General features: G+C 55.9%; 17 protein-coding genes. 1 reads left to right on the forward strand and 16 read right to left on the reverse strand.

Annotation, left to right across the window (positions count from 1 at the left end; all coding sequences use genetic code 11):
* Positions 1-101 precede the first annotated feature (101 nt).
* The 13 genes from ftsH to ruvC all read right to left on the reverse strand — a co-directional run bounded on the left by ftsH (position 102) and on the right by ruvC (position 11861).
* Positions 102-2000: an ATP-dependent zinc metalloprotease FtsH gene (gene ftsH, locus Yoon_RS09665; RefSeq protein WP_238112221.1), complete on the reverse strand. Its 1899-nt coding sequence runs from the start codon at positions 1998-2000 to the stop codon at positions 102-104.
* A 94-nt stretch (positions 2001-2094) separates the two neighbouring features.
* The gene (gene tilS / locus Yoon_RS09670) at positions 2095-3375 is read right to left on the reverse strand and encodes a tRNA lysidine(34) synthetase TilS (RefSeq protein ID WP_238111986.1); all 1281 of its coding nucleotides are present in this window, start codon (positions 3373-3375) and stop codon (positions 2095-2097) included.
* On the reverse strand, positions 3366-4184 hold the full coding sequence (gene ybgF, locus Yoon_RS09675) for a tol-pal system protein YbgF (protein WP_238111987.1): 819 nt from the start codon (positions 4182-4184) through the stop codon (positions 3366-3368). The genes tilS and ybgF overlap by 10 nt, the downstream gene beginning before the upstream one ends.
* A 19-nt stretch (positions 4185-4203) precedes the next feature.
* Positions 4204-4722: a peptidoglycan-associated lipoprotein Pal gene (gene pal / locus Yoon_RS09680; RefSeq protein ID WP_238111988.1), complete on the reverse strand. Its 519-nt coding sequence runs from the start codon at positions 4720-4722 to the stop codon at positions 4204-4206.
* A 74-nt stretch (positions 4723-4796) separates the two neighbouring features.
* Positions 4797-6110 (reverse strand): Tol-Pal system beta propeller repeat protein TolB, encoded by a 1314-nt coding sequence (gene tolB / locus Yoon_RS09685; protein ID WP_238111989.1) that lies wholly within the window; start codon positions 6108-6110, stop codon positions 4797-4799.
* A gap of 105 nt (positions 6111-6215) precedes the next feature.
* Entirely contained in the window at positions 6216-7349 is a 1134-nt protein-coding gene (locus tag Yoon_RS09690) for an energy transducer TonB (RefSeq protein WP_238111990.1), read from the reverse strand.
* Between the two features lie 3 nt (positions 7350-7352).
* Entirely contained in the window at positions 7353-7832 is a 480-nt protein-coding gene (locus Yoon_RS09695; RefSeq protein WP_113775113.1) for an ExbD/TolR family protein, read from the reverse strand.
* A gap of 2 nt (positions 7833-7834) precedes the next feature.
* On the reverse strand, positions 7835-8509 hold the full coding sequence (gene tolQ / locus Yoon_RS09700) for a protein TolQ (RefSeq protein WP_238111991.1): 675 nt from the start codon (positions 8507-8509) through the stop codon (positions 7835-7837).
* 113 nt (positions 8510-8622) lie between these two features.
* The gene (gene ybgC / locus Yoon_RS09705; RefSeq protein WP_238111992.1) at positions 8623-9009 is read right to left on the reverse strand and encodes a tol-pal system-associated acyl-CoA thioesterase; all 387 of its coding nucleotides are present in this window, start codon (positions 9007-9009) and stop codon (positions 8623-8625) included.
* Positions 9006-9614 carry a hypothetical protein gene (locus tag Yoon_RS09710; protein WP_238112222.1) on the reverse strand — a complete coding sequence of 203 codons (609 nt, stop codon included), beginning with the start codon at positions 9612-9614 and terminating at the stop codon, positions 9006-9008. Before Yoon_RS09710 ends, ybgC begins: the two co-directional genes overlap by 4 nt.
* A gap of 61 nt (positions 9615-9675) precedes the next feature.
* A complete protein-coding gene (ruvB, locus tag Yoon_RS09715; RefSeq protein WP_238111993.1) occupies positions 9676-10695 on the reverse strand; it encodes a Holliday junction branch migration DNA helicase RuvB in 1020 nt (339 codons plus the stop codon).
* 9 nt (positions 10696-10704) lie between these two features.
* Positions 10705-11358, reverse strand: a complete 654-nt coding sequence (gene ruvA, locus Yoon_RS09720; protein WP_238111994.1) for a Holliday junction branch migration protein RuvA — start codon at positions 11356-11358, stop codon at positions 10705-10707.
* Positions 11355-11861, reverse strand: a complete 507-nt coding sequence (gene ruvC / locus Yoon_RS09725; RefSeq protein WP_238111995.1) for a crossover junction endodeoxyribonuclease RuvC — start codon at positions 11859-11861, stop codon at positions 11355-11357. Before ruvC ends, ruvA begins: the two co-directional genes overlap by 4 nt.
* Positions 11862-12168: 307 nt before the next feature.
* Between ruvC and Yoon_RS09730 the strand changes: the two genes are divergently transcribed.
* Positions 12169-12378 carry a DUF1127 domain-containing protein gene (locus Yoon_RS09730; RefSeq protein ID WP_238111996.1) on the forward strand — a complete coding sequence of 70 codons (210 nt, stop codon included), beginning with the start codon at positions 12169-12171 and terminating at the stop codon, positions 12376-12378.
* A 76-nt stretch (positions 12379-12454) separates the two neighbouring features.
* Here Yoon_RS09730 and Yoon_RS09735 read toward each other — a convergent pair whose 3' ends face one another.
* From Yoon_RS09735 to msrA, 3 genes are all read right to left on the reverse strand, one after another.
* The gene (locus Yoon_RS09735) at positions 12455-12799 is read right to left on the reverse strand and encodes a hypothetical protein (RefSeq protein ID WP_238111997.1); all 345 of its coding nucleotides are present in this window, start codon (positions 12797-12799) and stop codon (positions 12455-12457) included.
* A 99-nt stretch (positions 12800-12898) separates the two neighbouring features.
* The gene (locus Yoon_RS09740; RefSeq protein ID WP_238111998.1) at positions 12899-13777 is read right to left on the reverse strand and encodes a 50S ribosomal protein L11 methyltransferase; all 879 of its coding nucleotides are present in this window, start codon (positions 13775-13777) and stop codon (positions 12899-12901) included.
* Positions 13778-13841: 64 nt separating this feature from the next.
* Entirely contained in the window at positions 13842-14492 is a 651-nt protein-coding gene (gene msrA / locus Yoon_RS09745) for a peptide-methionine (S)-S-oxide reductase MsrA (RefSeq protein WP_238111999.1), read from the reverse strand.
* Between the last annotated feature and the right edge of the window lie 28 nt (positions 14493-14520).

The following is a 14520-nucleotide window of genomic DNA, read 5'->3' on the forward strand; positions in this document are numbered from 1 at the left end:
CGCGTTCCTTTTGTCAGGTTGGTGGTTGCGCCGAATGCACCACGGGTAGCCAATCGGTTCAAGCAAAAACGCCGCCCCAAGTGGGACGGCGTTTTCTTGCATTAAGCAGATGGTTCGGGTTCTAACCCGGCATCCGGTGTTTTGGGCTTTTTCGGCTTGGTCTTGGGGATTGCCGTGACCGATGGGGTTTCAGATTTTGCGGCATCGCCGTCATCATCTTCGCCCGGATGCGGTGGTTCACCCGCCATCACGCGCTTAATCTCAGCACCTGTCAGCGTTTCATATTCGAGCAAGCCCTGTGCAAGACGTTCAAACTCATCGTTTTTCTCGATCAAGATTTCACGCGCGCGCTCATAGCCATTTTGGATAAACTCGCGCACTTCTTCTTCGATCAGCTCTTTGGTATTTGCCGAAACGGACAAGCCTGCGGTATTGCCCTGATAGCCTTCGTGGGCTTCGGAATAGTCGATATTGCCGACTTTATCCGACATCCCCCAGCGCAGGATCATCGCGCGCGCCAATTGGCTGGCTTGCTGAATATCGCCCGCAGGGCCATTGGATACCTGATCTTCACCATATTTGATGATTTCAGCGGCCTTACCGGCCATCGTCATCGCAAGCCGCTGATGGCATTCATCCTTGAACATGTTCAAGCGGTCCATCTCAGGCAGGCTCATCACCATACCCAATGCCCCGCCGCGCGGAATGATCGTTGCCTTATAAACCGGGTCACATTTTGGCAAGCTGATGCCCACGATCGCATGGCCCGCTTCGTGATAAGCGGTCATTTCCTTTTGTTCGGCTGTCATCACCATTGACCGACGCTCTGCGCCCATCATGACCTTGTCTTTGGCGCTTTCGAAGTCGACCATTGTGACAAAGCGGCGACCTATACGGGCTGCCATCAATGCGGCCTCATTCACAAGGTTCGCAAGATCAGCACCGGAAAATCCGGGGGAACCACGCGCGATGATGCGCAGATCGACATCTGGGCCCAACGGAATTTTACGCGCATGCACGCCCAAAATTTTCTCTCGGCCTTTGATATCTGGGTTTGGCACGGTGACCTGACGGTCAAAACGACCCGGGCGCAGCAACGCGGGGTCAAGCACGTCGCGGCGGTTGGTCGCCGCCACGATAATCACGCCTTCATTGGCTTCGAACCCATCCATTTCAACCAGCAACTGGTTCAATGTCTGTTCGCGTTCGTCGTTGCCACCGCCATGGCCCGCACCACGGGCACGGCCAACCGCATCGATTTCATCGATAAAGACAATACAAGGCGCGTTCTTTTTCGCCTGTTCAAACATGTCACGCACACGCGACGCACCAACACCCACGAACATTTCAACAAAATCAGATCCTGAAATTGTGAAAAATGGCACGCCCGCCTCGCCCGCAATCGCGCGTGCAAGCAAGGTTTTCCCCGTACCGGGCGGACCAACAAGCAGCGCACCCTTTGGAATTTTCCCGCCAAGGCGGCTAAATTTTTGCGGGTTGCGCAAAAACTCGACGATTTCTTCAAGCTCTTCTTTGGCTTCATCGATGCCAGCAACATCGTCAAAAGTGACGCGCCCATTCTTTTCGGTCAGCAGCTTAGCCTTTGATTTACCAAAGCCCATCGCCCCACCTTTACCGCCACCTTGCATCCGGTTCATGAAATAGACCCAAACGCCGATCAGCAATGCGAAAGGAAGCAAGCTAATCAAGAATGATTGCAGCAGCGAAGTTTCTTGACCAATAGCTGTAACCGGCACATCTGCTTCGACTAAAAGTTCTGTGATTTCAGCGTCTTCCGGCTTGATAGTCGTAAAGTTTGCACCGCCCGCGGTGTAACGCACGTTCTCACCATCGATCGTCACATCGGTCACTTGACCAGCTTCGACCGCCTCAACGAATTGGGTGTAACTTTGGCTGTTGCCGCGTGTCGCAGCTGGTGCGCCGCTAAAGATTTGGAAAAGTCCAAGAACCATCAAAAACAAGACGATCCAAAAGACCATATTTCGCGCGTTGCCCAAGGGGAGCTCCTTTGAAGTCGGGGAATGAAAGCGACAGAGTCGTTTCAAGCGTTTCATCTAAAATAGAGGCTATTACTCAATCTTCAATGCCAAACGCCCCAGAATGAAAATCCGCGACAATCTGCGCCGACCAGCCATTCGACAGGCCAGCCAGCGGCGCCGCAATCAGTGTGTCGCCCGACCAGACCGACGGTGACGCCAAAAGCGACACTTGCGGCATCGATGCCTGCCGCCAATCGGGACAGTCGCGCAGCCCTTCACCCAAGGCCTGCACCCGCAACCCATCCCGCACGGGCCCATCCAGATGCCAGCGTCGATCCCAGCGCAGCCCGGTCGCTGCAATGTCCAATCCTTCGGGTCGTGTATATGGGGCCGTTGCCGAGGCCTCGCGTAGGATGCGCGCGCCACCACCGGGCAGCGGCAGCAGGACACACCCGGCCAATGTCACCTTGTGCCCTTTGCGCAGCTGGTCGACACGTGCGAGCAGGCTCTCAAACCTCGGTCTATAGGTGCGGCTCGCCACCCATGAAATCGCTGCGGCCATCACCCGACGCGGCGCATCGTCATTGCTGAGGTCGAGAGCAACAGGATCAAAAATCAAATCTCCGGCGTCTTGGCGCACATGTAGTTTCGCAAAATCACGCGCGGCCCGCCGCAAGGATCGCTGCGCGGCCTGCATGTGATCGACCGTTTGCAAAAGACGTTTGCGGGTAAGCCCAAGGGTTTCGAGCTGCGCATACATTTTGCGCGCCCGTACCCGGTCATAGCGCGTGTCATCGTTGCTCGGGTCATCGCACCACGCAATCTGTTCAGCGCGTAACCAGTCCCGCAAAGCATCGCGTGATATCCCCAACAGCGGGCGCCCGACCCGCAGCCCATCACGCAAATCGACACGGCTCATCGCGGTCAGCCCATCAATGCCAGACCCACGCGCGAGCCGCATCAACACGGTTTCAAGCTGGTCATCTTCAGTATGACCAAGCAAAAGCGCGACAATGCCCGCCTGCCCGGCCCATGCATGCATCGCCGCCCAGCGTCCTTGGCGCGCAGCCCCTTGCAAATTGCCTTTGCGGTCCCAATCCCAACCAAGAGCGACATGCGCGATCCCGAGGTCTTTGGCTTGGTTCGCGACCAATGCGATTTCGTCGCGCGCTTCGGGGCGCAGCCCATGATCAACAGTGACAGCTCGCAATCGTTTTGGGTCAACCGCCCGCGCGGCCATATGCATCATCGCGATTGAATCACCGCCACCCGACACCGCAAGCCCAATTACCGCCTGAGGCGTGACGACCCCAAGCTCGTGCAATGCGCGGGTAAACTGGTCGGAAAGGTCAGAATGGGGTGCCGCTACTGGCATCCCAGATTCTGCATCGCAAGCTGCGCGTCATTGACCGCCGGGTTGCCCGGAAAGCGCACATTGACTTCTGCAAGCGTCAAACACGCGTCTTGGGTCTGCCCGATCGCACCCAAGGATGCCCCCAATTTATACAGTGATGCAGGGGCATGTGCGCCCGTCGCATCGGCGGAAAACGCTTCCAAATAGGCGCGTGCAGCGTCGGTTGGCTGACCAAGCCCTTCAAGCGCCTCACCGCGCATATAATTGACTTGCGCCTCTAACGGGCTTCCGGGGTAGGTCGTGCCAAAGGTCTCAAGCTGGTCCAAGGCGCCGCGAAAGTCACGGTTCGCGAGCGCCTCCCGCGCCCGCTCAAAATCGGTCTGTTCACCGATGGCCAATGCTGGGCCATCTGTCGCAGGAGGTAAGTTCGGCGCGGGCACATCGGCCCCATTATCAACGCCACCAAGACTAGGCGTGTCGCCAAGCTGGGCAATGTCGCAATTTGCTTCAAGTTCACACAGCCGGAATTCAAGATCGCCCACACGGTTGGTGCCATCCACCGTGATCCGGTTCACCCGGAATTCAAGCTGCTCAGTCTTTGACGTCAGGCGCTGCAATTCAGCTTCAATCGCATTAAGCCGGTCAAGCGGTGTATTGCCCGCGATCCCGCTATTTAGCCCGCCAGTGGTTGATAGCTCGCGACGCAACAGTTGCACGTCACCATAAAGCCCGGTCAATTGCTGTCGAATATCGGCCAACGTTTCCTCTTGGGCAACGGCGGGCAGCGGCGACAACAAAATGGCGTAAAGAACAACAATACGGTGCAACATAGGGGGTCCTTTGGGCTGGTTAGCTAGTAATAGCTGAGAATGAAAGAACAGTTACCGCGCGACGGTTTTGCGAATAACAGGCCTCGTTAGAGCAGACTTCAATCGGACGAAGTTTTCCGTAGCTGATCACCTCAAGTCGGGCCGTTGGAACCCCACGTGACACCAAATATTCGCGTACGGCATTGGCGCGACGCGCACCCAGCGCGATGTTATATTCGCGTGTGCCCTGCTCATCCGCGTGGCCTTCGACAACTGCGCGGTAGTCGGCATTGGTTAACAACCATTGCGCCTGGCCATCCAAAATGCGCTGACCTTCGGGGGTAAGCGTTGACGTATCCACCGCAAACAGCACCCGGTCGCCAATCGCCTGATTGAAATATGCGGGGCTGGTCGGGTCACTGGCTGATCCTGCCAGACCACCGTCGGCGGCTGCACCACCTGCACCTGCGCCACCGGCACCACCTAAGCGGTCGGGATTGGTACAGGCTGCCGTGCCCAATACCAAAAGCAGCATCGTCGCTTTTGTCATCATATTCATTGGTTCAATCCTGTTTTTATCTGCTCGTTTTCATCAGCATAGCATGGCTGATTGGTTCTGGGAATGTACTTTGACTAGGGCTGCAAGGGGCCCCATGACGGATCCGATGCGGCCCCCTGAACCGGGACAGCCTTCAGGTTACGGCCCGAAATATCGATGGAATACAGTGATGATGTGCCGCTTTCGCCTTGGGTTTCACGGCTAAACATGATCACCCGGCCATTCGGGGACCATGTTGGGCCTTCATCCAAGAACGACGCTGTAAGTAGACGCTCTTCTGAGCCATCCGTGCGCATCACGCCGATATGGAACCGGCCTGCGTTTTGTTTGGTAAAGGCAACCAAATCCCCCCGAGGCGACCAAACCGGCGTTGAATACCGCCCCTCGCCAAAGGAAATCCGGCGCGCCTCGCCGCCATTGGCGGACATAATGTAAAGCTGCTGCGTGCCGGAACGGTCGCTTTCAAAAACGATCTGCGTGCCATCAGGCGACAGGCTTGGCGCGGTTTCAATCGAAGGCGCAGAGGTCAGCCGCGTATATTGCCCCGACGCAAGGTCCGAGCGAAAAATATCCGTGTTTCCGCCGTTAGAGAGGCTATAAATTACTGAACCACCATCGCGCGAAAACCGGGGGCTAAAGGCCATTTCGCCGGGGGCAGTCTGCAACTGCTGGCGGCCCACATTGGCGACATTCAACAGGTTGATCCGCGGAAAGCCACTTTCGTAGCTGGTGTAGAGCACACGGTCGCCGGTAGGTGAAAACCGTGGAGCCAGCACAATGGCACTGCTATCGGTCAAATACTGCGTATTCTCACCGTCAAAATCCATCACTGCCAAACGCATTTGGCGGTTATCTTTGGGGCCGCTTTCCGCGACATAGACAACGCGACTGTCGAAATAGCCGCCCTCGCCGGTGATCCGGCTATAGACCGCATCGGCGACCTTGTGCCCCATCCGGCGCCATCCAGTCGTCGTACCCGCAAGCTGCAAACCGCCGCCCAATTCTTGGCCAGAATAGACATCATATAGCCGGAATTTAACGGTCATCTGATTGCCGTTCACCGCAACCGCACCTGTGACCAATGCCTGCGCATTGATTGCCCGCCAATCCGCAAAGGCGATAGGCTGCGAGAATGACGTGATCTGCGAGATAAACGCGCTCGCCGGAATTTCGCGGAACAAGCCCGTGCCGGACAGATCTTGGGCGACCATCCGGTTCAGGTTGTTCACAACTTGCGCGGCCTCGGCATTTTCAGCCTGAAACACAGGGGCCGCAAATGTGATCGGTTCGATCACACCATCGGTGATCGTTATGCGCAGCGGTCCGTCTTGCGCAGCGACAGGCCCCGCCAACAATAGGGCCATCAAAAGTGTCAGAACTTTTTTCATCTTCTTCGCCTCATTTCGCATCGTCAGGTTACCCCTAATCCGCGTCTTTCTTTGTCTTCATAGCAGATGGATGAAACCATTTCATCTCACCTGCGCGTGTTCTTTTTAACGTAGCCGCATTCCGCTGGGATCGAACGCGGCCTCGACATCCTTCCACGATTCATACTTCTCTACCGGCAATGGAAACCCCCCAGATCGCGACACGGCCCAAATCGAGCTCCGCGCAGCTAGAAACGCAGCATCTACGACTTCAGCCGGCGCATCAGTGTTGCTTATCAACTCAACATCACCATCAAGTTGTCCATCGCGACCTAACGAAAATGCAACGACAATAACGACATTCGAGCTGCGCGCGCCGTTATCGACGATCCACTTTCGACCAATTGCAGAAACAACGTTGCGCATTTCCGTATCAGATAGCCCCTGCCCCAATGGTATCGCAGAAGTCGCAACATTAGGCGTTTCAGTTGCCAAAGCCGCCGCAAGCGCCGCCTCAACCGCGTCATCATTTGGGGTTTCGGTTTCAATCGGCGCTTCAGCAGTCTCGGCCGCTGTGTCTGTTTCCGGCGCAGGTGGCGCAGTGGGTCTTGGTCGTGAAACTGGCCGCAGCGAGGTTTCGACCAAGCCGGACGGTTTTTCATCTTCAATCGCGATCTGAGTTGCCGTTTCTTCGGGCGCGGTTGGGGTGGTTTCTTCTGTCACCACTTCTGCGGTTGTTGTCTCGTCGGGCACGACTGCTTCGCGCACTGTATCTTCAACTTGCGCATCCGGTGGTGGCGGCGCAATTGGAACCGCTGCGACACGGTCCGCCTGCGTCGGTGCGGGTTCTGCATTGACATCAACATTCGGCGACGACGGGAGCGACTCTGGCGCATCAGGTGTCTCAGGTGGCGTATCTTCTGCTTCAGTCACCAGAACGTCTGGCGCGGGTGGCGGCGGAAGCTCGTCAACAGGTTGATCCACAGGGTCCGGCGGCGGCGCGGGTTCTGCGGGGCTTTCTGTTACTGGCAACGGCGGCAGCGTGTCATCAATTTCCGGCTGCGGCGGCGCAGTTGGGTCTGCATCCCCCGGCTCTGGGGTGCGGGCCGCCAACAATTCGTCAAAGGCCTCACCGCTGATAACAGACACATCCATCGCGTCAAATTCCAGCGGATCTGAATCAAAGCCCCATCCAAAGATGAGCCAGCCAATCAAAGCAACATGGCCTGTGGCAGAAATATACGTGCCCGGCGTGCGCATGACCTACCCGTCCGACCCCGCAAAGGACGGGCCGCCAACATCGGTCACCAGACCAATGTTGGAAAACCCACCTGCGTTCAACGCGCCCATGATTTCGGCAACAGCGTTCCACTGGTTCGTGCCATCGGCGCGCAAGAAAATACGGTCGCTCGTACGTTCAGCGGCAATGGCCTGCAATTTCGCGACCAGTTCATCGGGCGATGTTTCTGTCTCTTGAATCATCACGATACCTTCGGCAGTGATGGTAACAGTTAACGGTTCTTCGTCATCACCGGGCAATGCGTCAGCGGCTGTTTTAGGCAAATCAACCGGAACACCCACCGTCATCAACGGGGCCGCCACCATAAAGATGATCAAAAGCACCAGCATCACATCCACAAACGGGGTGATGTTGATCTCGGCCATGGGCTGCGTGCCACCGCCGCTCCGCCGCCGCCTGCGCCGTCCGCCGCCACCACCTGATTTGGTTACACCTGCACCCATGATTAGCTATCCAGCTGGCGACTAAGGATGGTCGCGAATTCATCCGCAAAGGCTTCATAACCTGCGATGATGCGATCACTATCTGCGGACAGTTTGTTATAGAATATCACGGCCGGAATAGCGGCCAAAAGACCCAAACCCGTCGCCAAAAGCGCTTCGGCGATCCCAGGTGCGACAACGGCAAGGTTCGTGTTTTGAGCTTCGGCGATCTCAATAAATGCGTTCATGATGCCCCAAACCGTCCCGAACAGACCGACAAACGGCGCTGTCGATCCGACGGTTGCCAAAACAGGAAGACCCTTTTGCAGCCGCGCGGCCTCTTTCGCGATGGCGACATCCATAGAGCGATCAATGCGTGCAGTTGCCCCTGCGATCAGACCACCGTCTTGGCGGTGCGATCTGCGCCATTCCAACATACCTGCCGCGAAAATCTTTTGGCTGGCGCCCTGTGGGTCAGCGCCGATCTGATCAAACAAAGCATCCAAGGGCTCACCCGACCAAAACTGTTGATCGAAAATCTCGGCCTCGCTCCGGGCATTTCGGTATTGCACGATTTTGTCCACGATCACGGCCCAGCACCAGATAGACGCGGCGATCAGTAAGATCATGACAAGTTTTACGGTAATTGTTGCGCGCGCAAATAGCGCCCACATCGTGAAGTCGGTTGCTGCTTCCATTGTGCCTGCTCTGCCTGTAGGCCCGGTTTTGGGCTCTGATTAAGGCGAGATATAACGCATTCGAAATCGAAAAGCCAATCAAACCCGTATTACAAGGCTGAAACCCACACGAATTAACGCGTGGATTGGCGGATCTGTGCCGGAAGCCGAGCCACCGTCCCAGTTTCATCCATACAAATGATCGTTACAACAGCCCGAAACAACAAGGTCTCTTCGCGCATAACATCTTGCTGAAGTGAAAGCCGCACGCCAGTCGTACGGCTGATCGACGTTTCAATCTGCAACAGATCATCAAAACGCGCAGGCGACAGGTAGTCAGCCTCGACCCGGCGCACCGCAAAAACCAACCCTGCGGCCTTCATCGCAACCTGATCAATCCCCAATTCGCGGACCCATTCAGAGCGGGCGCGCTCAATGAACTTCAGATAATTGGCATAATAGACGATCCCGGCAAGGTCGGTATCTTCGTAATAGACGCGGACGGGGAACTGATGGGTCATGGCAGGCGCGCGCCGATACGCATGGCGTGGCTTGCATCGCGCGCTGCAACCGGCATCACCGGGTCATAGGCGGCACGAATAACGTCGCCGATCTCGGGACGCAGGGCAACTGCCCCGTCGATCATCGCAAGCGGCGGCATTTCCGAAAATGCCGTATCCGACCAAAGCAAAATCACCTGTACCGCTTGCGACAGAGCCAGCGTATCGGCTGGGGCCTGCGCCATTTGGTCATCCATGCGCATAAATACAAAAGCGGCTTGAATGGCGCCAGCATCATCAAAACGGAAAATACGGTACTGATTGGCCTCGGCCGCCTGTAGACGTGCAACCAATGGACCAAGCTCTGGTAACATCTTGTCCAGATGCGGCACTTCCAACAGTTCGGCCCAGTCATTACAGAAGAACATCATCAGGTTGGCACCTAATTCCATGTCAGTCTCGTCCATTTTGTGACCGGCCAATGTCACAACGGCCTCAATCGCTCCCTTAAACAGCGCCAAGGTCGCATCATCGACACCGAACACGACAGGGACAATCGGCCGCCCCCAACGGGCAAATACATAATCCCCATCGGATCGGGTAAACAAAGGCGCGACATCCTGCATCATCTTGCTCCAAATACTCCCGCCGGAGGCGAACAAATTTCTTGAAATTTGATCTGCGCCCTCAGCCAAATAAATCGTCTCGTGACTTTGGTTGATCCAACCCCAAATGGGTCCATGCCGCCTGTGCAAGCATCCGCCCGCGTGGTGTGCGCTGGATCAGGCCTTTTTGCAACAAATAGGGTTCGATCACATCTTCCAAACTATCGCGGCTTTCGGACAAGGCCGCTGACATCGTTTCAATCCCAACCGGGCCACCACCATAGCTTTCTGCGATCAAACGCAAATAGCGCCGGTCGGCATTATCCAATCCCAAATGATCCACGCCCAGCCGGGTCAACGCGCGATCGGCAATTTGCTGTGTGACTGTCCCGTCACCCTCAACAATCGCAAAATCAACGACACGGCGCAGCAACCGCCCCGCAATCCGTGGGGTACCGCGTGCACGACGGGCGATTTCGCGCGCCCCACCGTCGGATGCCGGCGTTCCCATCATCCGGGCACCACGCGTCACGATCTGATGCAATTCATCTTCGGTATAAAATTCAAGCCGTGTTGGAATGCCAAACCGATCACGTAAAGGCGTCGTCAAAAGCCCCATCCGGGTTGTCGCCCCAACAAGCGTAAAGGGCTGCAATTCAATACGCACAGTACGGGCTGCCGGGCCTTCACCGATCACCAAATCCAGTTCAAAATCCTCAAGCGCGGGGTAAAGCACCTCTTCAACGGCTGGGTTCAGCCGGTGAATTTCATCGATAAACAAAACATCGCGCGCCTCTAGGTTGGTCAAGATAGCGGCCAGATCACCTGCTTTGGCCAGCACCGGCCCAGATGTCATACGAAAGCTCACACCCAATTCGCGGGCCATGATCTGTGCAAGCGTGGTTTTCCCCAGCCCCGGCGGGCCGTGAAACAATGTGTGGTCCATCGCCTCGCCACGGCGGCGCGCGCTTTCTATGAAGACCTTGAGATTCGCACGCGCATCCGCCTGCCCGATAAATTCATCCAGCACCTGCGGACGCAGCGCGCGGTCCGCATCTTCGGGCTGAGGCGCTGCGCGCAATGTCGGATCCGGCTCATTCATGGGCCATCTCTACTCTTTTGGGGCCAAGAGCTTCAAGGCCGCACGGATCAGGCGTGATGTATCTGCATCTGGATCGGCGCCTGCGGCTTCGGCGACGGCGCTTGCCGCGTCGCCGGGCGCATAGCCAAGATTACCCAGCGCCGAAAGCGTTTCCGCCTGTGCGGGGTTCGCCTTTTTCGTAGGCTTCCTGCGCACGGGTGCCGCGTCTTCAATCACCGCAGTATCAACCGGTTCCGCGACAGCCCCATGCAACGCCATAACCCCCGGCGCTTTATCCTTGAGATCAAGAATGACTTTTTGCGCGGTCTTCGGGCCAACACCTTTGGCTTTTGCAACGGCATTCCAGTCACCCAGGGCAATCGCACGGCTGACACCGTCTTCGCCCAAGGTTCCCAAAATCGACAACGAAGCCTTGGCCCCGATCCCTTGCACCGACATGAGCATCCTGTGCCATTCTTTTTCGACCAAAGTCGTAAAGCCGAATAGCTGCAAATTATCTTCGCGCACCAAAAGATCCGTATATAGCGCAACCGCCTCACCGTTGCCCGGCAATCCGGTCATCACACGGTCGGACACATAAACTATGTAGCCCACACCGCGCACATCGATCAAAACATGATCGGTGCTACGGTATTCAAGTCTACCTGCAATCTTACCAATCATGCCCCTGCCCTCGCCAACGCTTTGGCCAGTGTACCCGCTGATTGCAGGTGGTGCGAATGACAAATCGCGATCGCAAGCGCATCCGCCGAATCCGCGCCCACGATTTTCACACCCGGCAATTGCAGTTTCACCATATGTTCGACCTGATGTTTTTCTGCATGCCCGACGCCGACAACCGCCTTTTTCACGGCGTTCGGCGCATATTCACCGATCGCAAGCCCGGCCTGCGCAGGCACCAGCATGGCGATGCCGCGGGCCTGCCCAAGTTTGAGCGTCCCTACACCATCCTTGTTTACAAATGTCTGTTCAACCGCAGCCGCATCTGGCGCCCATGCGTGAATGACATCGGTGAGTTGCGCATGGAGCGACAATAACCGCTCCCCAAGGTCGGCGCCCTTAGAGTGACAAATGCCATTTGCGATATGCGACAGGCGTGAACCGGTAACTTCGATCACGCCCCACCCCATATTTCGCAGGCCAGGGTCGATTCCCAATACGCGCATTGCTCGCCTCGTTATTATTTTTGTAAAAATTACCTAGCACAAAACGCGAACATAAACCAAGCCACATTCGGATCACAGGCTTTGGCCGCGCCAAAACCCTCACTTGGCCTTAAGAAAATCGTGCCAAATCATGGCCCTAGTAATTCCTTAAAAACAAGGGTTTTTTACGGGCAACCGCCCAAAAGTTAGGCATTCTGAAAACTCATATGAGCTATGCAAAAAATGGGGTACCGCCGGATCCGAATCCCCCCTAAATGCCGGTCATCAAGTCATTTCTGCAACGCAGATCAACACAAGGAACGACCCAATGGCCAACGTCCAAACAAACCTCGCAACGTCCAGCATCCTTGCAGGCCGCGTTGCATCATTCTTTCACCAGTCCTTCAACACTGCGATGCAGTGGAATGCCGCGCGCATCACACGTAACTCGCTTTCCAAACTTTCAGCACGTGAGCTAGATGATATCGGGCTGACATTTGCTGACATCGACGCTGTCGCGACCCATAAATTACGTTAAACGAACCACCACTCACAAATGCGAAAGGCCGCGCTGATCCAGCGCGGCCTTTTCGTATTCATCTCACAAAAAGTGGTTAGGGCATGATAGTTTTGACTTGGTCCGCGATAAACACAGTTGCAACGTCAGGCTGCATGACCCAAGCACCAGCCTTCTCAACAAATGAACCGCTGCTCAGACCAGCAACCCGTTCTTCATAAGCTTCGGCACCAAGCGCTGCAAAAAGAAAACCTTTGAACAAAAACCCTGTGACGACCAGTGCGATAAGCCCCTTGAGCGGGAAGCGCGGACGATAGACACGCGGGCGTGCAACGATCAGACCATCGGCATTAACAGAAGTAACAACGCCGTTAGCCATACGGTCATGGCGACGCACGATACGCTTCAGTCGTTTATCAAACGGGACATTTGCCTGTGCCATACTAAACTCCAGAAAAAAATATACGGATTAACTCCGTATAGGATTGCAACCCATGTGATCAGAAACAAGGATTTTCACAAGAAACACTTAAATGATTCGTCAAATTGGAATATTCTTGCTCATTGTTAACGTTGTCCATTCAACAATGCTACTATTTTCGACAAGATTGAACCCACTTTCAACATAAACGGCGATCACCTCATCGGCTTGCTCGTTCAATATCCCCGAGAGAATCACGTGCCCCCCATCGACAATATTCTGTGCCATCGCGGGTGCCAGCCCGATGAGCGGTCCCTTTAGAATATTGGCAAATATTAAATCATAGGGCGCGCCCGTTGCCAGTTCGGGTGCTTCAAACCCGGCAGCAACAACGCAATCTACCTGCCCCGAAAGCCCGTTTGCCGCGACATTCGCCGCTGCGACTTCGACCGCAACTGGATCAATGTCGCTGGCAAGTACGACGTCAGGAATAACCTTTGCCGCAGCCATCGCGAGCACTGCGGTGCCGCAGCCCACATCAATAACCCGCCCACCCGAAAAGCCCGCATTACAAAGCGCGTCAAATGCCCGTAAGCAACCTAAGGTTGTTCCATGATGGCCTGTCCCGAACGCCATCGCGGCGTCAATCAGCAGTGGAATCTTGCCCGCTGGCACCGTATCCGCATCATGGCTGCCATAGACGTAAAACCGTCCTGCAGCGACAGGCGCCAATTCGCGCTGCACTTTGGACACCCAGTCTTGGTCGGGGAGTTCAGAAATATTGAACGGTTTCGCATCGTGCAGCGCCGAATAGACCGCCAACGCACCTGCGTCTGGATATTCTAAGAAGTAGGCCGCGACCTCCCATAGGCCGGACCCATCCTCGATTTCAAAAACGCCTACCCCGGTGGGCTCTGGCACCAAATCTTCAAGCGCCTCCGAAAGCTGATAGGCCGCGTCTTCGCCCGAGATGGTGGTTAACGCTGTAAACGTGGTCATATCCGTTGCCCTTTTCCGGTGATCCCCCGAGTTAGGCACAGACCCTCGCGACGTCAAGCCGCGCTCAGGCGCCTGTCCCGATCGGGCAAGTCACCCCTGTCCCGCCGATGCCGCAATAACCGCTGGGGTTCTTGGCCAGGTATTGCTGGTGATAGGTTTCGGCAAAGTAGAACTGAGACGCATCGATGATTTCTGTCGTGATTGCGCCAAGCCCTGCTGCCGTCAGACGCGCGCCAAAACTTGCTCTTGATGCCTGCGCCGCAGCTTTTTGCGCGGCAGAGGCGGTATAAATACCAGAGCGATACTGCGTCCCCGCGTCATTACCTTGCCGCATCCCTTGTGTCGGATCGTGGTTTTCCCAAAACACCTGCAACAGTTGGTCATAGCTGATTTTTACGGGGTCAAAGACAACGCGGACCACTTCGTTATGTCCGGTTTTACCGGTGCAGACTTCTTCGTAGGTGGGGTTGGGCGTATAGCCCCCTGTATAACCAACCATCGTCGAGACCACGCCATCAAGGGTCCAGAACATCCGCTCGACACCCCAAAAACAGCCCATGCCAAAAACGGCGACATCCATCCCGCTAGGTACATCCGCCATCAAGGGCGTGCCAAAAGTAAAATGGGGTTCGGTGATCGGGATCGCGGCATCACGGCCGGGTAAGGCCGCATCGGGCGTGACCATTTCTGATTTAGCGCGGCTGGCAAAAAACATCGGCGAACTCCTTTATCTGATGAACATA

The organism is Yoonia sp. I 8.24 (assembly GCF_022096995.1).
Classification (GTDB): Bacteria; Pseudomonadota; Alphaproteobacteria; order Rhodobacterales; family Rhodobacteraceae; genus Yoonia.